Source organism: Streptomyces sp. NPDC031049, assembly GCF_055571015.1.
This window is the reverse complement of the sequence record NZ_JBVIGC010000007.1, coordinates 234,912-257,140: the sequence shown is the minus strand read 5'-3', so window position 1 is coordinate 257,140 and position 22,229 is coordinate 234,912. Positions and strand designations below refer to the sequence as shown.

Annotated in this window: 20 protein-coding genes and 1 riboswitch; of the genes, 11 read left to right on the top strand and 9 right to left on the bottom strand. The window is 74.8% G+C overall.

What is annotated here, in order from left to right:
* Positions 1-150: 150 nt before the first annotated feature.
* The 5 genes from ACZ45Q_RS14805 to ACZ45Q_RS14785 are packed head-to-tail and all read right to left on the bottom strand — an operon-like array spanning position 151 to position 4,145.
* Complete coding sequence (locus tag ACZ45Q_RS14805) at positions 151-1,248, bottom strand: serine hydrolase domain-containing protein (RefSeq protein WP_468260099.1); 1,098 nt, start codon at positions 1,246-1,248, stop codon at positions 151-153.
* Positions 1,245-2,162: a DUF6895 family protein gene (locus ACZ45Q_RS14800; RefSeq protein ID WP_468260097.1), complete on the bottom strand. Its 918-nt coding sequence runs from the start codon at positions 2,160-2,162 to the stop codon at positions 1,245-1,247. The genes ACZ45Q_RS14805 and ACZ45Q_RS14800 overlap by 4 nt, the downstream gene beginning before the upstream one ends.
* A complete protein-coding gene (locus ACZ45Q_RS14795; protein ID WP_468260094.1) occupies positions 2,159-3,229 on the bottom strand; it encodes a DUF6895 family protein in 1,071 nt (356 codons plus the stop codon). The genes ACZ45Q_RS14800 and ACZ45Q_RS14795 overlap by 4 nt, the downstream gene beginning before the upstream one ends.
* Positions 3,226-3,936, bottom strand: a complete 711-nt coding sequence (locus ACZ45Q_RS14790; protein ID WP_468260092.1) for a hypothetical protein — start codon at positions 3,934-3,936, stop codon at positions 3,226-3,228. The genes ACZ45Q_RS14795 and ACZ45Q_RS14790 overlap by 4 nt, the downstream gene beginning before the upstream one ends.
* A gap of 20 nt (positions 3,937-3,956) precedes the next feature.
* Complete coding sequence (locus ACZ45Q_RS14785; RefSeq protein ID WP_468260089.1) at positions 3,957-4,145, bottom strand: hypothetical protein; 189 nt, start codon at positions 4,143-4,145, stop codon at positions 3,957-3,959.
* Positions 4,146-4,477: 332 nt separating this feature from the next.
* Here ACZ45Q_RS14785 and ACZ45Q_RS14780 point away from each other — a divergent pair, with 332 nt between their 5' ends.
* A complete protein-coding gene (locus ACZ45Q_RS14780) occupies positions 4,478-5,176 on the top strand; it encodes a D-Ala-D-Ala carboxypeptidase family metallohydrolase (protein WP_468260374.1) in 699 nt (232 codons plus the stop codon).
* 13 nt (positions 5,177-5,189) lie between these two features.
* Here ACZ45Q_RS14780 and ACZ45Q_RS14775 read toward each other — a convergent pair whose 3' ends face one another.
* Positions 5,190-5,825 (bottom strand): class I SAM-dependent methyltransferase, encoded by a 636-nt coding sequence (locus tag ACZ45Q_RS14775; protein WP_468260086.1) that lies wholly within the window; start codon positions 5,823-5,825, stop codon positions 5,190-5,192.
* Positions 5,826-6,234: 409 nt separating this feature from the next.
* Between ACZ45Q_RS14775 and ACZ45Q_RS14770 the strand changes: the two genes are divergently transcribed.
* The 7 genes from ACZ45Q_RS14770 to ACZ45Q_RS14740 all read left to right on the top strand — a co-directional run bounded on the left by ACZ45Q_RS14770 (position 6,235) and on the right by ACZ45Q_RS14740 (position 15,678).
* Positions 6,235-8,040, top strand: coding sequence for a methylmalonyl-CoA mutase family protein (locus ACZ45Q_RS14770; protein ID WP_468260083.1), 1,806 nt, complete (start codon positions 6,235-6,237; stop codon positions 8,038-8,040).
* Entirely contained in the window at positions 8,041-10,227 is a 2,187-nt protein-coding gene (scpA, locus tag ACZ45Q_RS14765; RefSeq protein WP_468260080.1) for a methylmalonyl-CoA mutase, read from the top strand.
* Positions 10,228-10,240: 13 nt separating this feature from the next.
* Positions 10,241-11,239 (top strand): methylmalonyl Co-A mutase-associated GTPase MeaB, encoded by a 999-nt coding sequence (gene meaB / locus ACZ45Q_RS14760; protein WP_468260078.1) that lies wholly within the window; start codon positions 10,241-10,243, stop codon positions 11,237-11,239.
* Positions 11,240-11,261: 22 nt separating this feature from the next.
* Positions 11,262-11,445, top strand: a riboswitch (cobalamin riboswitch).
* 192 nt (positions 11,446-11,637) lie between these two features.
* Positions 11,638-12,657, top strand: coding sequence for an ABC transporter substrate-binding protein (locus ACZ45Q_RS14755; RefSeq protein ID WP_468260075.1), 1,020 nt, complete (start codon positions 11,638-11,640; stop codon positions 12,655-12,657).
* The gene (locus ACZ45Q_RS14750) at positions 12,654-13,763 is read left to right on the top strand and encodes a FecCD family ABC transporter permease (RefSeq protein ID WP_468260073.1); all 1,110 of its coding nucleotides are present in this window, start codon (positions 12,654-12,656) and stop codon (positions 13,761-13,763) included. The genes ACZ45Q_RS14755 and ACZ45Q_RS14750 overlap by 4 nt, the downstream gene beginning before the upstream one ends.
* Positions 13,760-14,590, top strand: a complete 831-nt coding sequence (locus tag ACZ45Q_RS14745) for an ABC transporter ATP-binding protein (protein WP_468260071.1) — start codon at positions 13,760-13,762, stop codon at positions 14,588-14,590. The genes ACZ45Q_RS14750 and ACZ45Q_RS14745 overlap by 4 nt, the downstream gene beginning before the upstream one ends.
* Positions 14,591-15,021: 431 nt before the next feature.
* The gene (locus ACZ45Q_RS14740) at positions 15,022-15,678 is read left to right on the top strand and encodes a dienelactone hydrolase family protein (RefSeq protein ID WP_468260068.1); all 657 of its coding nucleotides are present in this window, start codon (positions 15,022-15,024) and stop codon (positions 15,676-15,678) included.
* Positions 15,679-15,821: 143 nt separating this feature from the next.
* On the opposite strand, the gene ACZ45Q_RS14735 is transcribed toward ACZ45Q_RS14740, so the two are convergent.
* Positions 15,822-16,427 carry a sigma-70 family RNA polymerase sigma factor gene (locus tag ACZ45Q_RS14735; RefSeq protein WP_468260065.1) on the bottom strand — a complete coding sequence of 202 codons (606 nt, stop codon included), beginning with the start codon at positions 16,425-16,427 and terminating at the stop codon, positions 15,822-15,824.
* 191 nt (positions 16,428-16,618) lie between these two features.
* Positions 16,619-17,395 carry a hypothetical protein gene (locus ACZ45Q_RS14730; protein WP_468260062.1) on the bottom strand — a complete coding sequence of 259 codons (777 nt, stop codon included), beginning with the start codon at positions 17,393-17,395 and terminating at the stop codon, positions 16,619-16,621.
* A 219-nt stretch (positions 17,396-17,614) separates the two neighbouring features.
* Between ACZ45Q_RS14730 and ACZ45Q_RS14725 the strand changes: the two genes are divergently transcribed.
* Positions 17,615-19,108 carry an APC family permease gene (locus ACZ45Q_RS14725; RefSeq protein ID WP_468260059.1) on the top strand — a complete coding sequence of 498 codons (1,494 nt, stop codon included), beginning with the start codon at positions 17,615-17,617 and terminating at the stop codon, positions 19,106-19,108.
* Position 19,109: 1 nt separating this feature from the next.
* The gene (locus tag ACZ45Q_RS14720; RefSeq protein WP_468260056.1) at positions 19,110-19,526 is read left to right on the top strand and encodes a universal stress protein; all 417 of its coding nucleotides are present in this window, start codon (positions 19,110-19,112) and stop codon (positions 19,524-19,526) included.
* 51 nt (positions 19,527-19,577) lie between these two features.
* Here ACZ45Q_RS14720 and ACZ45Q_RS14715 read toward each other — a convergent pair whose 3' ends face one another.
* Positions 19,578-20,375, bottom strand: coding sequence for a VOC family protein (locus tag ACZ45Q_RS14715; RefSeq protein WP_468260053.1), 798 nt, complete (start codon positions 20,373-20,375; stop codon positions 19,578-19,580).
* A gap of 257 nt (positions 20,376-20,632) precedes the next feature.
* On the opposite strand from ACZ45Q_RS14715, the gene ACZ45Q_RS14710 reads away from it, so the two are divergent.
* Positions 20,633-22,141: an extracellular catalytic domain type 1 short-chain-length polyhydroxyalkanoate depolymerase gene (locus tag ACZ45Q_RS14710; protein WP_468260051.1), complete on the top strand. Its 1,509-nt coding sequence runs from the start codon at positions 20,633-20,635 to the stop codon at positions 22,139-22,141.
* Positions 22,142-22,229: the final 88 nt, after the last annotated feature.

Genomic DNA, 22,229 nt, shown 5'->3' with positions numbered 1-22,229 from the left:
CGAACGTTGCACGGCACAGCCCCCGTCTGGGACAATACACCAGGATCGCCACCCACGCACATCGGTCCCCTCCCCCCCCCCCCCCCCCCCCCCCCCCCCCGCACCCCCCCCCCCCCCCCCCCCCCCCCCCCCCCCCCCCCCCCGCTGCGGTCAGCTCTCCGCGAGCAGGGTGTAGGCGGTGGTCACGAAGGGGTCGCGGGCGCGGAAGCGGCGGGTGCAGACGGCGGCCAGGGCCGTGCCGGTGTCGGGGCGGAAGCCGAGGAAGGCCTGCTGGCCGAGGGTGGCGCCGCTGTGGAAGTACATCGGCCCGCCGTCGGTGGGGTGGCGGAACCAGGCGACGGTGTGCACGTGCCGGTGTCCGGGCCCGCGGCGCAGCACGGGCGTGCGCACCGAGCGCAGCGCGGCGGCGAGGGGCGAGCCGTCGGGGTCGAGGTGGGCCTCGAGGAAGCCGAGCAGGTCCCGCGGGGTGGCGCGGACGGCCCCGGCCGCCTGGAACCCGCCGGCGTCGAAGGCGGGGACGCGGGTGCGGCCGTCCCTGCCGTGCCCGGTCGCGTCGGTCGCGGGGCCCTCGGCACCGAGCGCCGTCCCGCTCAGGCCGAGCGGTGCGAGGACGTGCCGGGTGAGCAGGTCCGGCCAGGCGGTGCCGGTCGCCGCGGCGACGGCGTGGCCGAGCACGGCGGCACCGAAGTTCGAGTAGTGCCACCGGGTGCCGGGCCGGTGGCGGGGGCGGTGGCGCAGGAAGGCGGCCACCACCCGGTCGTCCGGGTAGCGCCCGTAGGGGTTGGTGCGCCAGGCCGGCAGCGCCCGGCGCCGGAAGTCCGGCGGCAGGGCGGGAAGGCCGGAGGTGTGGGTGATCAGGTGGGCGAGGGTCACCGGGTGGGGTCCGGCGGGCCGGCCGGGGGCGAGGCAGGTGACGGCCGGTTCACCTCCGGTGAGCGTTCCCTTGTCGGTCAGCCGGGCCAGCAGCAGCCCGGTGAACGTCTTGGTGGCCGACCCGATCTCGTAGCGCAGGTCCTCGCGGGGGACGGCGGGCTCGGGTGCGGTTCCGCCCGCGTGGACGGTCCGGGTGCCGTGGCGGGACACGGCGAACACGGCGTCGGGTGCGTCGGCGGCCGCGACGGCGGCGGCCAGCCGTTCCCGCCACGCCCGTTCGTCCGGCCCGGTGCCGCCCGTACCGCCGCCCGCGCCGCCGGCCGTGGCGGTGTCCTCGGCGGGCGGGCCCGGCCAGGGCGCGGGGCGGGCCGTCATGACGCCGACGCCAGCTCGGTGAGGGCGCGTGAGGTGGCCAGCACGGAGGCGAACGCGGCGACCAGCGTCGAGTGGTACACGATGTCGAAGACCGCGTCGGCGTCGCCCTCGGGCATCTCCCGTACGGCGGGCATGGCCCCGTCGGGCTGCTGGGCGGCGGCGAACCCCCGCCACGCGGGCTCGTCGAGGGTGGGCCGGGGCAGACAGGCGTCGACGACGAGAAGTTCGCCGAGCAGGTCCCAGCGCCGCAGGTCGAGCCAGTCGTCGAGCCAGACCGGCAGCCAGGTGGCGAGGTAGCCGGCGATGCGGGGCGGCAGTCCCTCGGGGCGCTCGCCCCAGTCGGTGAGGTGGAAGACGGTGTGCGTGATGTCGTAGGCGGTGTGGCCCTCGACCGTCCACGGCTCGGGCGTGCCGGCCAGCCAGGTGGTCCCGGTCAGCTCGGCCTCGGGCGGTCGGGCGGGCAGGCCGAAGCGCCGCTGGAAGGCCGACAGGCCGAGCCGCCGGGTCGGGGTCACCGGGAACCTCGCCCAGCTGTCCAGCCGGTGGTTGAGCGCGGTGGCCCGCTCGATCTCCGGCTGGCTGTAGCCCAGCTCCCGGAACGGCAGGTAGACCTCGAACGGCACCGGTGAGAACGGCTCGGTCCGCTGGCCGCGCACCAGCATGCGGCCCCCGTCCAGGGTGTCCCGCCAGACGTGGTCGATCAGCTGCCGGGCCAGCTGTGCCTGGCGCGAGCCGGCCACGCCCTCCCGGAACAGCACCTTGCAGACGAGGGCCAGTTCGCCGATCGGCTTGAAGCGCTCCAGGAAGCCGGTCTCGGGGTCCGCATCGGGCTCCAGGCGGAAGCCGTCCCGATGGGCCCACAGCCACTCCAGCGCGCCGACGCCGACGTGGTGGATCAGGCGGGTGTCGGTCATCCCGGTACTCCTTGTCCGTGCACTCCCGGCCGTCCCTGCGTTTCCGGTCGTCCCTGCGCTCCCGGCCGTCCCTGCGTTTCCGGTCGTCCCTGCCCTCCCGGCTCGGCCGTGCGGCGGTCGCCGGCGTGGTCCGGGCCGGCGAGCCGCGCCGAGGTCAGGGCCGCCGCGAAGGCCGCCATCAGGGTGGAGTGGTAGCAGTCGGTGAAGGCGTACGGCTCCTGGTCCGGGCCCCGCTCCCGTGCGGCGTCCTGGACGGCGCCCTCCTCCGGCACCGCCCCCGAGGGGTGCTGGGCCGTGGCCAGGTGCCGCCAGGCCTCGTCCAGGACGGCCGGCTCGGGCAGCCGCGGCAGGCTGGCGGCCACGGCCAGCAGCTCGCAGCTCAGGTCCCACATCCGGGCCTCCAGGCAGGTGTCGAGCCAGGGCGGGAGCCAGTGCAGCAGGTAGTCGCCGAGGCCGGCCGGTACGCCCCGGACGGCGCGGCCCCAGTCGGTGAGATGGAAGACGACGTGGGTGAGCGCGTAGCCGGAGGCCCGTTCGAAGGTCCACGGTTCCGGCAGTCCGCCCAGCCAGGTGCGGTCCAGCGCCTGCGGCACCGGGCCGTGCGGCGGGATGCCGCTGCGCCGCTCGGCCTCGATGACGCCCAGGCGCCGCGTGGGGTACTGCTCGGTCAGCCGCCAGCCGCGGGTCCTGGCCACCAGGGCGGCGGACTCCTCGTAGCCGCGGTGCCGGTGGCCGGCCGAGACGAACGCGGCGTACACCTCCAGCGGGTAGGTGGCGAACGGCTCCAGCGCCTGCACGGCGAGGAACAGCTCGCCCCTGCCGGTCTGCTCCCAGCCGAAGTCCAGCAGGGCGCGGGCGCGGGCGTGCCGCGGGTCCGACGGCGCGGTGCACGCCGTGACCGTGGCGCAGACCTGGGCGAGTTCACCCAGCGGCTTCCAGGTGCGGTTGACCTGGCCCTCGGCGGCCAGCGCGTCGTCCCCGAGCGCGAAGCGGGCCCGGTGGGCCCACACCCACTCCAGGGCTGCCTCCTCCACCCGCCGCACCCGCGTCCGGTCCACCGGGGTCACCGCGGCGCCCCGGCCCGGCTCGAGAGCAGGCGCGCCGCCTCCAACTGGAGGGCCACCCGGGGGTCGTCACCGCCCATCAGCCGTACGAAGTCCAGTCCCGCCGCCAGTCCGAGGGTGTCCGGCACGCCGTCCAGCAGGGTGAGCCAGCGGCCGGCGCCTGCGGCCTGCCGCCAGTCGCGCCGGCGCACGGCGCGCACGAATCCGCGGGCGACGTCCACCGGCCGGCGCCGGGCCGCACGCAGCACCGCGGTGTCCTCGCCCGGCAGCGCCAGCGGGGCGAGGACGGCGAGCTGGTGGGTGAGGTGCTGCCAGCCCGCCTCGTCGAGCCAGGCGGCGTCGGATCCGGCGGACGGACCGTCGGCGGGCGCGGGCGCGCCCGGGTCGTCGAGGCGCCGCAGGACCCGGGTCATGGCGCGGTGGCTCCACACGACGGTGGGGGCGGCGTCCGGCCGCGGTCCGTGGGCGGCGACGGCCGCGCGGAACAGGGCCAGCCGTTCCGGGTCGGGCGGGACGCCGAGGAGGACGGTGGGCAGCAGGGTGTCGGCGCCCAGGACGCGTACCGCGGCGCGCGTGACGTCGTCGTCGGGGCCGCCGGCCGGCGCGCCCCGCACTCGTGCGTGGTCTCCGCTCCGGAGAGCGGAGACCACGTCGGAGGCGAGGTCCAGCACCGTGCCCTGCAACAGGGTTGACGTGCTCGACTGCTCCATCTCGTTCTCCCGTCGGTCCGTCAGCCCTTCTTCGGGCGCGGGGTCGGCGGGGACAGCAGCAGTGTGGTACCTCCGGACTGCAGGGCGAGTGCGGCGCACTCACGGCTGTCGCGGAAGACTCCGTCCGGCTCGGCGGGGTCCAGTACCGCTTCGATGTCGATGTTCTCGGTGCGGGTGACTTCCTTGAGCACCTTGTCCGTGGAAGGCATTTCACCATCTCCCTCTGGTAGCCAATGGCCTTCACACCACAGGTGTCCGCCAAGCCGCAAACCATGCCACGCTTCTCAAATTTCTCAGTAGGTCACTTTTTCAACAAATGGGACAGCTACTGCGCGGTGCGACCATTCCCGGACCGACGACGCGCCACCGCGCGGCGGGCGCGCCCGTTCACCCCCGCGTCACCCGCGCACCCTTGTCAGCCGGACCCCGATGCCTCATGGTTGACGCGCGTCACATGACCTTCACGCTCGGCCACACCCCACGTCCCCGGCATGGAGAACACATGTACACACGCGTCATCAAATTCGTCGTCAGCCTTGTCATGATCATGGCTGGCGTGAGCGTCGGCACGCTCGCCACCGCGGGCACCGCCCACGCCGACGGCTGCTACACCTGGACCCGCACCCTCTCCCAGGGCTCCTCGGGCTCCGACGTCACGCAGCTCCAGATCCGGCTCAGCGGCTATCCCGGCTACGGCTCCGTCCTCGCCGTCGACGGACAGTTCGGCCCGGCCACCGCGGCGGCCCTGAAGCGGTTCCAGTCGGCGTACGGCCTCGCGGCGGACGGCGTCGCGGGCCCGGCCACCTACAGCAAGCTCTACGCCCTCCAGGACGACGACTGCACGCCGATCCACTTCTCCTACAGCGAGCTGAACAAGTGCAACTCCACCTGGTCGGGCGGGGCGGTCAGCGCCGCGACGGCCAAGGCCAACGCCCTGCGCACGATGTGGAAGCTGGAGGCGCTGCGGCACGCCCTGGGCGACCAGCCGATCCGGGTGACCAGCGGCTTCCGCTCCTACTCCTGCAACAGTGCCGTCGGCGGGGCGAGCAACAGCCGTCACCTCTACGGCGACGCGGCCGACCTCGGGGCCGGCTCGCACTCCCTGTGCACCCTGGCCAAGCAGGCCCGCTACCACGGCTTCAACGGCATCCTCGGCCCGGGCTACCCCGGTCACAACGACCACACCCACGTCGACCACCGCGGCAGCCGCTACTGGTCCGCGCCGACCTGCGGCATCTGACGCCGCCGGTTCCTCAGCCGCGGCGCAGCCGCCACACGTGGTCGTCGCGGAAGCCGTCGAGGCCCTCGGGGGACACGCTCCGCCTGCGGACGGTCTCCCGGGTCTCGAGGCTCCACTCGCCCTCCGGCAGGGCGAGTTCGGCCAGCACGCCGTCCAGGGTGGGGAACTCCGCCTCGAAGGGCGGTTCCGTCTGCCAGGACGGCCAGCCCGCGTGCAGGACGACCAGCAGGGTGCCTCCGTCGGCGACCGCCCGTGCGGCGCGGCGCAGCACGCCCTGCTGGTCGAGGGCGACCGGTGACTGGAGGTAGTGCGCGCTCACCAGGTCGAAGGTGCCCTCCGGGAACGTCCGGCCCAGCTCGTGCCGCTCCCACGAGGTGCGGTCGCCGACCCCGGCCTCGGCGGCGTGCCGGGCGGCACGCTCCAGCGCGGTGGCCGAGATGTCCACGCCGGTGACGCGCCAGCCGGCCGCGGCCAGCCAGACCGCGTCACCGCCCTCCCCGCAGCCGAGGTCCAGCGCGGTGCCCGGCGCCAGGCCGGTCACCTCCCGGACGAGCAGCTCGTTGGGCCGGCCGCTCCAGACCCGTCCGGCGTCGCGGTAGCGGGCCTCCCAGAACTCCTCGGGGCGGGTCGGTGCGGGGTTGTCGGTCATGACGTGCCTCCCGGGGTGGGCGCGATGGTGGCGCGTGATCTGCTCCGGCGGCGCACGCGTCGCGGCGCCCCGAAAGGAAGGCTGCACCACCCGGGGAGCGGGCCGGTAGCGGCTTTGCCGGTACCGCAAACGCCGCTGTCGCCGGTGCCGGTGTCGCCGACGCCGGTACCGCAAGCGCCGGTACCGCAAGCGCCGGTGCCGTGGACGCCGACGCCCCGGACGCCGGTGCCTGCGCGGAGGCCTGTGCCGGGGGCGCCGGGTGCCGCAGGCCGCCTCGGTCGCGCCCCGGCCGGTCAGGGCGCACCGGCCCGCCCCCGCCGCTCGGCGGCCCACGTCACACGCCGGAAGAGAACAAGGTCACAACCGTGGGCTCTGCTCCTCGTATCTCGATCTGTCCTAGCATCCGAGCATGACGGTCCTGCCTGACGACGGCCTCTCCCTCGCGGCCGAATTCCCTGACGCCACCCATGAACAATGGCAGCACCTGGTGGCAGGTGTGCTGCGCAAGTCGGGCAAGGAGGTCTCGGACGCCGAGGCGGAAGAGGCCCTGTCCACCGTGCTGGAGGACGGGCTGCGCGCCCGCCCCCTGTACACCGCGCGCGACGGCGCCCCCGACCCCGGCCTGCCGGGCTTCGCGCCGTATGTGCGCGGCGGCCGGCCGCAGGGCAACACGGCCGGCGGCTGGGACGTGCGCCAGCGGCACACGACGGCCGACCCGGGCACGGTCCTGACCGACCTGGAGAACGGCGTGACCTCCCTGTGGCTCGCCGCCGGCGAGTCCACCGGCATCCCCGTTCCCGCGCTCGGCCGGGCCCTCGACGGCGTCCACCTCGACCTGGCGCCCGTCGTCCTGGACGCGGGGGCGGAGACCGAACCGGCCGCCCGGGAGCTGCTGCGGCTGTACGCCGAGCGCGGCGTCGCCGACGACGCGGCACGCGGCAACCTCGGCGCCGACCCGCTGGGCCACGAGGCCCGCACCGGAGCCGCGCAGGACCTCGCACCCGTCGCCTCGCTGGCCCGGCTGTGCGCCGAACGCCACCCGGGGCTGCGCGCGTCCACCGTGGACGCGCTGCCGTACCACGAGGCCGGCGGCTCGGCCGCGCAGGAGCTGGGCTGCTCCCTGGCCACGGGGGTCGCCTACCTGCGGGAGCTGACCGCGGCCGGCCTGGACGTCGGGCAGGCCTGCGCCCAGCTGGAGTTCCGCTACGCGGCCACCGCCGACCAGTTCCTCACCGTCGCCAAGCTGCGGGCGGCGCGGCGGCTGTGGGCCCGGGTCACCGAGGTGTGCGGGACACCGGCCGCGCAGGTGCAGCACGTGGTGACCTCGCCGGTGATGATGACGCGCCGCGACCCGTGGGTGAACATGCTGCGCACCACCGTCGCCACACTGGCCGCCGGGGTCGGCGGCGCCGACGCCGTCACCGTGCTGCCGTTCGACCACGCGCTCGGCCTGCCGGACGCGTTCGCCCGCCGGATCGCCCGCAACACCTCCACCATCCTCATCGAGGAGTCGCACCTGTCCCGGGTGATCGACCCGGCCGGCGGTTCCTGGTACGTGGAGCGGCTGACGGACGAACTCGCCCACGCCGCCTGGGAGTTCTTCCAGAAGATCGAGGGCGCCGGCGGCCAGGCCGCGGCCCTGCGCTCCGGCATGGTCGGCGAGCGCCTCGCCGAGACCTGGGCGGCGCGCAGCGCGAAGCTCGCCAAGCGGCGCGAGCCCGTCACCGGCGTCAGCGAGTTCCCCTTCCTGGCCGAGAAGCCGGTGGTCCGCGAGCCGGCGCCCGAGCCGCCCTCCGGGGGCCTGCCCCGGGTGCGGCGCGACGACGCCTTCGAGGCGCTGCGGGCCCGCTCCGACGCCCACCTCACCGCGACCGGCGCCCGGCCGCGGGTCTACCTGGCCGCGCTCGGCCCGGCCGCCGCGCACACCGCGCGCCTGACCTTCGCCTCGAACCTGTTCCAGGCGGGCGGCATCGAGCCCGTCACCGAGGGCACGTTCGAGGAGAGCGGCGCGCGTGAGGCGTGCCTGTGCTCCAGCGACGCGCTGTACGAGGAGCAGGCCGAGGCGGTCGCCGGCCGGCTGCGGGAGGCCGGCGCCGGGCATGTGTTCCTCGCGGGTCGCCCGGGGCGGTACGCCGGGGTCGACACGTACGTCTTCGCGGGCTGCGACGCCGTCGCGGTGCTCTCCGCCGCCCTCGATCGCATGGGAGTGTCCTGAATGTCCATCCCTTCCGTTCCCGACTTCTCGGGGATCGAGCTGGGCGCGCCGGCCGCCGGCGCCGGCCCCGACGAGTGGCGCGCGGCGGTGAAGCGGGCCGCCGACGGCGACGACCTGCTCTGGGAGACCCCCGAGGGCATCACCGTCAAGCCGCTGTACACCGGGCAGGACCTGGAGGGCCTGGACTTCCTGGGCACGTACCCGGGGATCGCCCCGTATCTGCGCGGCCCCTACCCGACGATGTACGTCAACCAGCCGTGGACCATCCGCCAGTACGCGGGCTTCTCCACGGCCGAGGAGTCCAACGCCTTCTACCGCCGCAATCTGGCGGCCGGCCAGAAGGGCCTGTCGGTCGCCTTCGACCTGCCCACGCACCGCGGCTACGACAGCGACCACCCGCGGGTGACGGGCGACGTCGGCATGGCGGGCGTGGCCATCGACTCCATCTACGACATGCGCCAGCTCTTCGACGGCATCCCGCTGGACCGGATGACCGTGTCGATGACGATGAACGGCGCGGTGCTGCCGGTGCTGGCGCTGTACATCGTGGCGGCCGAGGAGCAGGGCGTGCCGCCGGAGAAGCTGGCGGGGACCATCCAGAACGACATCCTCAAGGAGTTCATGGTCCGCAACACCTACATCTATCCGCCGAAGCCGTCGATGCGGATCATCTCCGACATCTTCGCCTACACCTCCCAGCGGATGCCCCGCTACAACTCCATCTCCATCTCCGGCTACCACATCCAGGAGGCCGGCGCGACGGCCGACCTGGAGCTGGCGTACACGCTCGCGGACGGCGTGGAGTACATCCGGGCGGGCCGGGAAGCGGGCCTGGACGTCGACGCGTTCGCACCGCGGCTGTCGTTCTTCTGGGCGATCGGGATGAACTTCTTCATGGAGATCGCCAAGCTGCGCGCGGCCCGGCTGCTGTGGGCGAAGCTGGTCAGGCAGTTCGACCCGAAGAACCCCAAGTCGCTGTCGCTGCGCACCCATTCGCAGACCTCGGGCTGGTCGCTGACCGCGCAGGACGTGTTCAACAACGTCACGCGTACGTGTGTGGAGGCCATGGCGGCCACCCAGGGCCACACCCAGTCGCTGCACACCAACGCCCTCGACGAGGCGCTGGCGCTGCCCACGGACTTCTCCGCGCGGATCGCCCGCAACACCCAGCTGCTCATCCAGCAGGAGTCCGGCACCACCCGGGTCATCGACCCGTGGGGCGGCAGCGCCTACGTCGAGAAGCTCACCCACGACCTCGCACGCCGCGCCTGGCAGCACATCCAGGAGGTCGAGCAGGCCGGCGGCATGGCGCAGGCCATCGACGCGGGCATCCCCAAGCTGCGCGTGGAGGAGGCCGCGGCCCGCACCCAGGCCCGCATCGACTCCGGCCGGCAGCCGGTGATCGGCGTGAACAAGTACCGGGTCGAGACCGACGAGCAGATCGAGGTGCTCAAGGTCGACAACTCCTCGGTGCGCGCCCAGCAGATCGAGAAGCTGCGGCGGCTGCGCGAGGAGCGGGACGAGACCGCCTGCCGGGACGCGCTGGACGCCCTGACCCGCGCCGCCGGCGGCGACGGCAACCTGCTGGAGCTGGCGGTGCACGCGGCCCGCGCGAAGGCCACGGTCGGGGAGATCTCCGACGCCCTGGAGAAGGTGTACGGCCGCCACGCGGGCCAGATCCGTACGATCTCCGGCGTGTACCGCAACGAAGCAGGGGAGTCCCCGTCCGTGGACCGCACCCGCGCCCTGGTGGACGCCTTCGCCGAGGCCGAGGGCCGCCGGCCGCGCATCCTGGTCGCCAAGATGGGCCAGGACGGCCACGACCGCGGCCAGAAGGTCATCGCCACCGCCTTCGCCGACCTCGGTTTCGACGTGGACGTCGGCCCGCTGTTCCAGACCCCGGCCGAGGTGGCCCGTCAGGCCGTCGAGGCGGACGTGCACATCGTCGGGGTCTCCTCGCTGGCCGCCGGGCACCTCACCCTCGTACCGGCGCTGCGCGAGGCGCTCACCGAGGAGGGCCGCGAGGACATCATGATCGTCGTCGGCGGGGTGATCCCGCCGCAGGACGTGCCGACGCTGCTGGAGATGGGCGCGGCGGCGGTGTTCCCGCCGGGCACGGTGATCCCGGACGCGGCGCACGACCTGCTGACCCGGCTGGCGGCCGGCCTCGGTCACGGCGAGAGCTGAGGCCCCGGTCCGTATGGCGATGGATCTGGACACCTACGTCAAGGGCGTGCTCGACGGCAAGCGGGCGGTGATCGCACGGGCGATCACCCTCGTGGAGTCCACCCGCCCCCAGCACCGGGCGCTGGCCCAGAGGTTGCTGACCGAGCTGCTGCCGCACAGCGGCCGGGCCCGGCGGATCGGGGTCAGCGGTGTGCCGGGGGTGGGCAAGTCGACGTTCATCGACGCCTTCGGCACGATGCTGACCGGGCTCGGGCACCGCGTCGCGGTGCTCGCCGTCGACCCCTCCTCCAGCCGGACCGGCGGGTCGATCCTGGGCGACAAGACCCGGATGGAGCGCCTCGCCGTCGACCCGGCGGCGTTCGTCCGCCCCTCCCCCACCGCCGGCACGCTCGGCGGGGTGGCGAAGGCGACCCGCGAGTCCATCGTGGTGATGGAGGCCGCGGGCTACGACGTGGTGCTGGTCGAGACCGTCGGGGTCGGCCAGTCCGAGACGGCCGTCGCCAACATGGTCGACTCCTTCCTGCTGCTCACCCTGGCGCGCACCGGCGACCAGTTGCAGGGCATCAAGAAGGGCGTCCTGGAGCTGGCCGACGTGATCGCCGTCAACAAGGCGGACGGCCCGCACGAGCGGGACGCCCGCGCCGCCGCCCGCGAACTGGCGGGCGCCCTGCGGCTGATGCACGGCAAGGACGCCTTCTGGACGCCTCCGGTGCTCAGTTGCAGCGCCCGGGAGTCGGCCGGACTGGACGCCGTCTGGGAGCGGCTGGAGCAGCACCGGGCGCTGCTGGACTCCACGGGCCGGCTCGCCGCCCGGCGCCGCGACCAGCAGGTCGACTGGACGTGGACGATGGTCCGCGACGAGCTGCTGGACCGGCTGCACGCCGACCCCGCGGTGCGCTCCCTGGCGCCCGCGCTGGAACGGCAGGTCCGCGAAGGGAGGCTGACGGCCACGCTGGCCGCCGAGCGGATCCTGGACGCCTTCGGGGGCGGCGGGGCGGAGCAGCCGGGCTGAACCGCCGGGACGGGCACGCGGCGGTGACGTAGTATCAGCAGGTCATCGCCGCGACGGGAGAAACAGGAAGCCGGTGCGAATCCGGCACGGTCCCGCCACTGTGACCGGGGAGTGCACCCCCTCGACACGCCACTGCGCACGGCGCGGGAAGGCGGGGGGAACGTCGATCCGGGAGTCAGGACACTGGCCTGTCGCGGGCCCGTTCCGAGGAGCGCGGACTCCCGAGGAGGCTTCACGTGTACGACGGCATGCCCCGTCACCGGCGGTTCCTCTCCGCCTTGTTCTCTCCCGCCCGGTTCCCTTCCGCCCGGTCCTCTTCCGCCCGGTTCCCTTCCGCCCGGTTCCCTTCCACCTGGTTCCCTTCCGCCCGGTCCTCTTCCGCCCGGTTCTCTTCCGCCGTGGGCTTTCCCGCCCGGCGGCGGCGTGCCCGGCGTGCCACGGCCGCGGGCCTCGCCCTGTCGGCGGTCCTGCTGACCGCCGGCTGCGGCGCGTCCGGCGACGGCACCGCCGGCGAGCGGAAGGCCGCCGGGTCACCGGCCGAGGGCTTCCCCGTCACCGTCGACAACTGCGGCGTGCGCACGACGTACGACCGGCCCCCGTCCCGGGTCGTGACCATCCACCAGCACCCGGCGGAGCTGATGCTCGCACTCGGTCTGAAGGACCGCATGGTGGGCACCGCCTTCCCCGACTCCGCCGTGCTGCCGGAGCTGAGGAAGGACTACGCGTCGATACCCGAACTGGCCGAGCGTGAGCCGTCCTTCGAGAAGGTCCTGGAGGCCGAGCCGGACCTCGTCTACGGCGGCTACGCCAGCGCGTTCGACGAGAACGCCGGCCGCTCCCGCGAGGCGTTCGCCGAAGCGGGCATCCACACCCACCTCAACCGCGAGTACTGCGGGAAGAAGCGGGTGACCATGGAGGACACGTACGCCGAGATCCGGACCATCGGCAGGATCTTCGGCGTGGCCGACCGGGCCGAGAAGCTGGTCGGCGACCTGAAGGACCGGATCGGCAAGGCCACCGAGGCCGTCCGGGACCGGCCCGAGGTGCCGGTCTTCGTGTACGACAGCGGCGACAAGGCCGCGTTCACGGCGGGCGGCAGGAGCCTGGGCACCGAGCTGATCCGGCTGGCCGGCGGCCGGAACGTCTTCGCCGGCCTCGACGACGTCTTCGGGGACGTCTCCTGGGAGCAGGTCGTCGAGCGCAAACCCGAGGTCATCGCCGTCTACGACTACGCCGGCGCCGGAAGCGTCGAGCGGAAGAAGGAGTTCCTGCTGTCCCGGCCCGCCCTCGCCGACGTGCCCGCGATCAGGAACGAGCGGTTCGTCGTCCTGCCGCTCACCGCGACGCTGGTCGGCATCCGGTCGGCGTACGCGGTCGAGGACCTGGCCCGCGCCCTGCACCCCGAGAGCTTCCGGTGACGGCCACGGAGGCGCCCGCCGGCCCGGCCGCCCGGCGGCGGACACCGGACGGCGGGCGGGCCGGCCGGGTGCCCCTCGCCGCCGTCCTGGCCGTCCTCACCGTCCTGCTCCTGCTCTCGGGCACGGCAGGGCTGGCCATCGGCTCGGTGCGGGTGCCGCCCGGCCAGGTGTGGGGCATCGTGGCGCACGCGCTGGGCGCCGGCTGGGTGGAGCCGGACTGGCCCGGGCCGCGGGAGACCATCGTGCTGGAGGTGCGGGCGCCGCGCGTCGTGCTCGGCGCGGTGACCGGCGCCGGTCTGGCGGTGGCCGGCACCGCCTTGCAGGCCCTGGTCCGCAACCCGCTCGCGGAACCGTACCTGCTGGGCGTGTCCTCCGGGGCGTCGCTCGGCGCGGTCTCGGTGATCGTCTTCGGGGTGGGCCTGCTCGGGCCGCTGTCGCTGCCGGCCGCCGCCTTCGCGGGCGCCCTCGCCGCGCTGCTGCTGGTCTACGTCACCGCCCGCACCGGCGGCCGGCTCACCTCCACGCGGCTGGTGCTGTCCGGCGTGGCCATCGCGGCCATGCTCACGGCCGTGATGGACCTGCTGCTGCTCACCACCGACCGGGGCAACGAGGCCCGCGCGGTCCTCGCCTGGACCCTCGGAGGTCTCGGCGGCGTCGACCGGGGCACGCTGTGGCTGCCGGCGCTGACCGTGCTGCTCGGCACCGGGGTGCTGCTGGCGCAGGCCCGCAACCTGAACCTGCTGCTGGCCGGTGAGGAGGCCGCCACGACGATGGGACTGGACGTGGCCCGGTTCCGGGCCCGGATGTTCGTCCTGGTCTCCCTCGTCACCGGTGTGCTGGTCGCGGCGGCCGGGCCGATCGGCTTCGTGGGCCTGATGCTGCCGCACATCGTCCGGCTGCTCGTCGGCGGCGACCACCGCCGCGTCCTGCCGACGGCCGCACTGGGCGGGGCGGTCTTCCTGGTGTGGGCCGACATCGCCGCGCGGACCGTCGCCGCGCCGATGGAGATCCCCGTCGGCGTGCTCACGGCCCTGTGCGGCGGGCCCTTCTTCCTGTGGCTGATGCGCCGGGACGCCCGGCGGCACACCGACCGAGGAATGACATGACCGCCTCCGACCTGTCCGTGGACGGCGTCACGCTCACCGCGGGAGCGCGCCGCCTGGTCAAGGACGTGTCGCTGACCGCGGGGCCGGGCGAGGTGATCGGACTGGTCGGGCCCAACGGCAGCGGCAAGTCCAGCCTGCTGCGCGCGGTGTACCGGGTGCTGCGCCCCGCTTCGGGCCGGATCAGCGTCGACGGCGCCGACGCCTGGTCGCTGCCGGTGCGGCGGCTCGCCCGCACGGTGGCGGCGGTGGTGCAGGACTCGGGCACCGACGTGGACCTCGCCGTCCGCGAGGTCGTCGCGATGGGCCGCGCCCCGCACAAGCGGCTGCTCGACGGTGACACGCCCGAGGACGCCGCGCTGATCGAGTCGGCGCTCGCGGCGGTGGACGCCACCGGGCTCGCCGGCCGTCCCTTCGACCGGCTCTCCGGCGGGGAACGGCAGCGCGTGCTCATCGCCCGCGCTCTCGCCCAGCGGCCCTCGCTGCTGGTGCTGGACGAGCCGACCAACCACCTCGACGTCCGGCACCGGCTGGCGGTCCTCGGGACGCTGCGCCGGCTGCCCGCGACGGTCCTGGTGGCCCTGCACGACCTGAACCTCGCCGCGTACTACTGCGACCGCCTCTACGTCCTGCGCGACGGCGAGGTCGCCGCCTCCGGCCCGCCCGCCGAGGTGCTCACCCCGCGGCTGCTGGCCGAGGTGTACGGCGTGACGGCCGAGGTCACCGTGCATCCGCGCACCGGCGCTCCCCAGGTGACGTTCCTGCCGACGGACCCGCCGACGTCCCCGCCCCGGGCCGCCCCGGAGGGGGCGGAACGCTCCGCGGGGTGAGCGGGCCCTGGGCCCGGGGCCGGGTGATCGGGGGGCTGGATGCCCCGGGGCCTGCGTCCCCGCCCTCCCCCCGGTCGGGCGTGCCGGAGGCCGCGGTCCCGGCCAGGTGAGTGGGGGTCCACGGCCTCTGGGCCGGGTGTGCCGGTACCGCGCCCCGCGCGGGTGAACCGGAACCCGCGACCCGCGGCCCGGCCGACCGGACCCGTCCCCTGGGCCCGGTCGGCCGGAGGCCTCAGCCCTGGGCCGGTTGAGCGCGGGGAGTCGTGTCTGCGGCGCGGGCACCGCTCGAGCAGGCCGGCGGCCTCGCCGTGCGCGGGCGGCCTGCCCGCGGTCCTGGCGCGGCTCGGGCGGGGCCGGCAGGCCCGGTGGGGTCTGCCCGCCGGGGCGGGTACCCGGTCGGTGGTCCCTCAGCGACGGGGAGATGAGGACGCATGATCTCCGACACGGTGACAGTGGCGGTGGCCTCGGGCCGGGCCAGGCTCTCCGGCGATCTGGTGGTGCCCGCCGGGGCACGCGGCGTGGTGCTGTTCGCCCACGGCAGCGGCAGCTCCCGGCACAGTCCGCGCAACCGGGCCGTCGCCGCCGAGCTGCGGCGGGCCGGGTTCGGCACGCTGCTGCTGGACCTGCTGACCGCACGGGAGGAAGAGGAGGACGCGGCGACGGGCGAGCACCGCTTCGACATCGCCCTGCTCGCCGCGCGGCTGGCGGACGCCGTGGACTGGCTGGCGGAGCGGCCGGACACCGCCGACCTGCCCGTGGGCCTGTTCGGGGCGAGCACCGGAGCCGCCGCGGCCCTGATCGCGTGCGCCGAGCGCCCCCGGCGGGTCTCGGCGGTGGTGTCCCGCGGTGGACGGCCGGACCTGGCCGGGGACGCGCTCGCCCAGGTGTCGGCGCCGGTCCTGCTGATCGTCGGCGGCCACGACGAGGTGGTGCTCGACCTCAACCGCAGGGCCGCCGAGCGGCTGGCCGGTCCGCACGAGTTGCGCGTGGTGCCCGGCGCGACCCATCTGTTCCCCGAGCCGGGCGCACTGGAGCAGGTGGCGGACGCCGCGGCGGACTGGTTCCGCCGCCACGCGAGCGACGCCTGAGCCCCGCGCCTGGCGCCCCACGAGCAGCGCCTGAACCCCGCGCCGTCGCCGCACGAGCGGCCCTGAGCCCCGCGCCGCCGCACGGGAACCGGGCGAGCGGCGGCGCGATCCCCGTCAGGCGGCGGGCGGCGGCGCCCCGCCGGTCATGCGGCGGACGCGGTCGACGGGTGCCCCTCGGCCTCCTCCAGCCACCGGATCAGCGAGGTGCGGGCACGGGAGACGCGGGAGCGCACCGTGCCGACCGGGCAGTCGCTGACGGCGGCGGCCTCCGCGTAGGGGAGGCCGAGCAACTGGGTGAGGACGAAGGCCTCCCGGCGGTCCGCCGGAAGGGCGTCCAGCAGTTCGGCCAGCGCGATGCCGTCGTCGAAGCCCGGCAGGCCCCGCGGCTGTGCGCGCTCGACAGCCGTCTGCCAGTCCTCCCGGTCCGACAGCCGGGGCCGGGACGAGCTGTGGCGGACGCTGTCGATCACCGCGCGCCGGGCGATCGCCAGCAGCCAGGTGCGGGCCGAGGAGCGGCCCTCGAACCGGTGCAGGCTCACCAGAGCCCGCAGGAACGTGTCCTGGGCGAGGTCGTCGGCGCTCTCGGGGTCGGCGCCGAGAAACGTCACGTAGTGGCGGACGTCCCGGTGCAGGGCGCGTACGAAGTGCTCGACGGCGTCGGTGTCGCCGCCGCGCGCGGCGAGGGCCAGGGCGGTGATCGACTCCTCTCTCGACTGTTTCCGGGCAGGGGTCAGGGCGGCAGTGGTCACTGGGTCCGTCCTTCTGGGAGTACCGGGACCGGCATCCGGATCGCCGCACGCGCCGCCGCGACGGCGCTGTGGTCACGGCACGCGGGTGCCGGTGAAGGGGACGGCCGGGCACCGGGGTGCGCGGCCGGTGCCCGAGGCGGGAGTCGGCGCGTCGCGGCCGGGGTGCTGCCGCCTCGGGGAGCCGGCTGTCGTCAGGCGACAGCGGTCCCCGCGGGCGGACCCCGGTAGGTGAGGGGGCGGGTCGACAGGAGCCGGTACGGGACCCGTTCCGTACCCGCACGGCGTGCCCTGATCCGCGGGCGGTCGGGCGGTGCGGGCAACCGCAGCAGCGGGCGCAGCGGTGCGGCGAGCAGCCCGGCCAGGGCACGCAGCAGGCGGAACGCGGCGCGTTCGCCGTGCGCGAGCCACAGGCCGCACAGCAGCGCGGCCAGCAGGTGCGCGGCGAGCATGCCGGAGGGCGGGGTGTCGCCGCCCGTGCCGTGGCCCAGGTGCACCAGGGAGCCCAGCGAGTCCACCACGCCCGTCGAGCCCATGAACCCCGTGGCGTCCATGGAGGTCACGGAGTCCATGGAGGCACCGGGGTCCACGGCGGCCGTGGAGTCCGCGGGCTGCGAACCGGCCGTGGTGTGCACGCCGTGCGGCCCGCCCCCGGCGTGCGCCGAGTGCGCGGCGGCCGTGCCGTGGGCCACAGGGCGGGCCGGCGGCGGCCGGTCGCCCCCCTGGGCCAGGGAGAACCCGGTGTGCAGGGCGACCTGGGCGGCCACGGTGACGGAGCCGACGAGCAGCGGTCCGCGCTCGCGGCCGGCGAGCCACAGGGCCGCGCCGCCGATGGCCGCCGCCCCGGTCGCCATGGCCCACCAGGGCACGGGGACGCCGGACATCATGTGGTGGCCGAAGGCGGCGAGCAGCACGCAGACGGCCGCGAACATCGCGGCCCGTACCGTGCGAGAACACCACCCAGCTGTCATGGCGGCCTCATCCTCGCATCCGGATCTCGCGGGTCACGGGAGGGTACGGACATTGTCCCGGCACCGCACTCAATCCCCTCCCTGTGATGTGGCTCACATCGCCGGGGTGGCGCCGCCCGAGGTGCCGTTTCCCGCCGTGCGGCCCATCTTGGGAGGGACCAGCCCCCGAAGCAGCCGTTCCAGCGTGCGATCGACGCACCCGGCACCGAGCGAGGCGCCATGGCCCACACCAGCGGGGACCGAGACCTCCCCACCGGGTTGCAGGCCGACGCGATCGGGTTCGTCGACGCGCTCGTGATCGGGCTCAACTCGACCTCTCCCGCCTATTCGCTGGCGGCGGTCATCGGACCGGTGGTGGCCCTGGTCGGCGTGCACGCGCCTGGGGTGATGCTCGCGTCGTTCGTCCCGATGCTGCTGATCGCCTCGGCGTTCTACTACCTCAACCGGGTCGACCAGGACTGCGGGACGACCTTCTCGTGGGTCACCCGGGCCATGGGGCCGTGGGCCGGGTGGCTCGGCGGCTGGGCCATCGCCATGACCGGCGTCCTGGTCGTCGGCTCGCTGGCCGACGTCGCCGTGACCTTCGGGCTGCTCGCCGTGGGCCTGGACGGCTGGGCCGGCCACGAGGTCGTGCGCCAGGTGCTCACCGTGCTGCTCATCCTCGTGATGACCGCCCTGTGCGTGCTCGGCACGGAACTGTCGGCCCATGTGCAGAACGTGCTGATCCTGGCGCAGGTCGCCTGTCTGATCGCGTTCGCCGTGGTGGCGCTGTACCGCGTCCACGCGGGCACCGGCACCCTCGACTCCCTCGACCCGTCGGTCGGATGGCTCGATCCCTTCGGGTCCGGCGGCGCGCCCCTGACGGCCGCCCTGCTGCTGGGCGTGTTCATCTACTGGGGCTGGGAGTCGGCGGTCAACCTCACCGAGGAGGTCCAGGAGTCCGCCACCGCCCCCGGGCGGGCGGCCGTCTGGTCGACCGTCGTGCTGCTGGTGACGTATGTGGCGGTCGGCTTCGCGGTCGTCGCCTACGCCGGCACGGCGTTCCTCGCCGACAACGCGGACGAGGAGGAGTTCGTCTTCGCCCTGCTCGCCGGCGAGGTGATGGGCGGCTGGGACTGGGTGGTGCTGCTGGCGGTGTCCACTTCGGCGCTGGCCTCGACGCAGACGACGATCATCCCGGCGTCGCGCACGGCCCTGTCCATGGCCCGCCGCCGGGCGCTGCCCCGCCCCTTCGGCCGGATCCACCCGAGATACCGCACGCCCGACGTGAGCACCTGGTGGGTCGCCGCCATCGCCATCGGCTGGTACCTGGCCGTCCGGCAGATCAGCGAGAACGCCCTTTTCGACTCGCTCACCGCGCTGTCGCTGCTCATCGCGTTCTACTACGCCCTGACGGGCGTCGCCTGCGCGGTCTACTACCGGCGCCGGCTGACCGCGAACCTGCGCGACTTCCTGCTGATCGGCGTGGGCCCGCTGATCGGCGCGGGCCTGCTGACGTGGCTGCTGGCGGAGTCCGTGGTCGACATGGCCGATCCCGCCAACTCCTACAGCGGCACCGCCTGGCTGGGTCTGGGGCCGCCCCTGGTGATCGGCCTCGGCATCACCCTGGTCGGCGTGGTCGTCATGCTCGTGTGGCGGTTGGTGGCGCCCGCGTTCTGGGCCGAGCGCCCCGGGGTGGCGGACCCGGAGCCGGCGCGCCCTGAGGAGGTCTGAGATGCCGGTCGTGCTGGGGTACGACGAGTCGGCGGGTGCGGTGCGCGCCCTGCACGTCGCGGTGGAGGTGGCGGCGGCCTTCGGAGATCCGCTGGTCCTCGTCTACGGTGCCGCCGCTCCCGGCTCCGTGGGCGAGGAGTACGCCTCCCACCACCAGGCGCTGGTGGAGACGGGTCGCAGGGCCCTGCGGCGCGCCGTCGAGGTGGCCGACGCGGCCGGCGTGCCGACCACGGTGGAGATCATCGACGAAAAGCCCGCGCAGGCTCTGCTCACGGCGGCGCAGCGGCACGACGCCCGGGTCATCGTGGTGGGCAGCTGGGGCGAGAGCCCGATCCGCGGGGCGCTGCTGGGTTCGACGCCGCACAAGCTCCTGCACCTGTCGCACGTCCCGGTGCTGTGTGTGGCCACCGACGCCTGAGTGTCCGCCGCGGGGCCGGGGCGCCGCGCGTCCCGGCCCCGCGGGCCCGCCTCAGCTCCGGGACGGGGTCAGCACCACGAAGTCCGCGTTGGCCGGGTCGACGCAGACGGCGAGCCGGCCGACGCCCTCCGCGTCCTCCGGTCCCATCTGCACGCTGCCGCCGTTGGCGGTGACCGCGGCGACGGCGGCGTCGCAGTCGGCGACGTCGAAGACCGGGTGCCAGTACGGCCGCCCGTCCGCGAGCGCGAGGTCCTCCTTGCGCAGCCCCATCACCCCGCCCTGCATCCGCTCCTCGGGGAGGTCCGCCGGGGTGATGAGGGAGTAGGTGCCCCCGCCGCCGGGCAGTTCCATGTCGCTGAACCGCCAGCCGAAGACGCTGCCGTAGAACTCCTTCGCCGCCGCGGCGTCGCTCGTGTACAGCTCGGTCCAGGACAGGGAGCCAGGCTGGTCCACCAGTTCGACGCCCTTGGTCTTGCCCGGCTGCCAGACGGCGAACTGCCCGCCCAGCGGGTCGCTGTACTGGGCCATCCGGCCCCAGTCCTCGAGGTCCATCGGCGCCACCCGGACCGTGCCGCCCGCGCGCTCCACCGCCCGGGTCGTGGCGTCCGCGTCGGTGACGGAGTAGTAGATCATCCAGGCCGAGCGCGCGCCCCGCTCGGTGAGGGTGCCGAGGCCCGCGACGATCTTTCCGTCCTTGCGGAACATCCCGCCCTCGGCGCCCTCGTTCTCGCCCATGGACTCGTACTCCCAGCCGAGCACCGCGCCGTAGAACGCGGCGGCGGCCCGGACGTCGGGGGCGCCGAGGTCGAGCCAGCAGGGTGAGCCGGGGTCGAATTCTGTGGTGATCACGGTGATTTCCTTCCGCAGAACCTGTCTGCTCTCAGCGTGGCACCGGGCACTGACACTCGCCCGCCGACCGGCGCCGGTAGCAGAGGGCGGCGCCCCGCACAATCGGTCCGGGTGCGCGGGCCGGCCCGCGGCGAGTGGTGTTCCGACCCATACCGTTGCCGGTTCGACCAGCCCTACGGTGCCCGCCATCGGGCCGCGTCCGCCCTTCCACTCGGGCGCGGGCGGCCCGGTGTCCCCACGACACCGAGGGAGCCGCCATGACCTCGCCGCCGCTCGGCACAGCCATCGCCCCGCCGTCGCGGAGAACCGCCGTCCCGCCGTATCGCAGAGCCGCCGCACCGTCGCTGCTCGTGGCCGTCCTGGCCCTGCTCCTCGCCGCGCTGCCGGCCGGCCCGGCCGCGCACGCCGCCGCCGGCCTGACCAGGGTCGCCGACTTCGGTGCCGACCCGGGCCGGCTGAACATGTACGTCCACCGCCCGGCGTCCCTGCCCGCCGGACCGGCGGTGGTGCTCGCCCTGCACGGCTGCACCCAGGACGCCCAGGGCTACGCCGACCACTCCGGGCTGCCCGAACTCGCCGACCGCCACGGCTTCCTGCTGGTGTTCGCGGAGACCACGTCCGCGAACAACCCCAACAAGTGCTTCAACTGGTTCCAGCCCGGCGACACCCGCAGGGGCCAGGGCGAGGCCGCCTCGATCCGGCAGATGGCCGCGCACGCCGTCGCCGCCTACGGCGCGGACCCCGCGCGGACCTACGTCACCGGGCTGTCCGCGGGCGGTGCCATGACGTCGGTGATGCTCGCCGCCTACCCGGACGTCTTCCGGGCCGGCGCGGTCGTCGCCGGCCTGCCCCACGGCTGCGCGGACGACGTGGTCGGCGCGTACACGTGCATGAACCCCGGCATCGACCTCAGCCCGGCGCAGTGGGCCGAGCGGGTCCGCGCCGCGCACCCTTCCTGGCCGGGTCCGTGGCCGCGGGTGGCCGTGTGGCACGGCGACCGGGACACCACCGTCGTGCCCCGCAACGCCGACGAGCTGCGCGACCAGTGGACCGCGCTGCACGGCCTGCCGCAGACACCGAGCCGCACCTCGGTCATCGGCCCGGACTCCACGCGGCACGAGGAGTACCTGGCCGCCGACGGCTCGGTGGCCGTGGAGGTCAACCGCGTCCCCGGCATCGGGCACGGCACGCCGGTCGATCCCGGCAACGGCCCCGAGCAGTGCGGCAGCACCGGCGCCCCGTACTTCCTGGACTCCATCTGCTCCAGCCACTGGATCGCCCGGTTCTTCGGCCTGGGAGGGGAGCCGGACCCCCAGCCCGGTGCGCTGCCCGCTCCCACCGGCCTGGCCGTCACCGGCGCCGCCGAGACCACCGTCGGCCTCGCCTGGGACCCCGTCGACGGTGCCGCCGGCTACGTCGTCCGCCGCGACGGCGCCCCGGTCGCCGCGTCCGCCGCGGCGTCGTACACCGACACGGGGCTGTCCCCCGGCACCTCGTACGCCTACACGGTGGCCGCGCGTGACGCCGACGGCCGGACGGGCCGGCTCTCCGCCACGGTGACGGCCAGGACGACCGGCGCCACGGCCGTCTGCTGGACGGCGAGCAACTACGCCCACGTCCAGGCGGGCCGTGCGACGACCCGCGGCGGCTACACCTACGCCGTGGGCTCGGGCCAGAGCATGGGGCTGTACAACACCTTCGTCACCCACACCCCGAAGGAGGCGCCCGCCGGCCACTTCACCGTCGCGGACGGCGCCTGCCCCTGACGCACAACGGAGCACGCGTCACCCCGCGCGGGCACGGAACGCCCGTCATGGCGGCAGCCCACCCCTTCTGGCTGCCTGTCATGGCGGG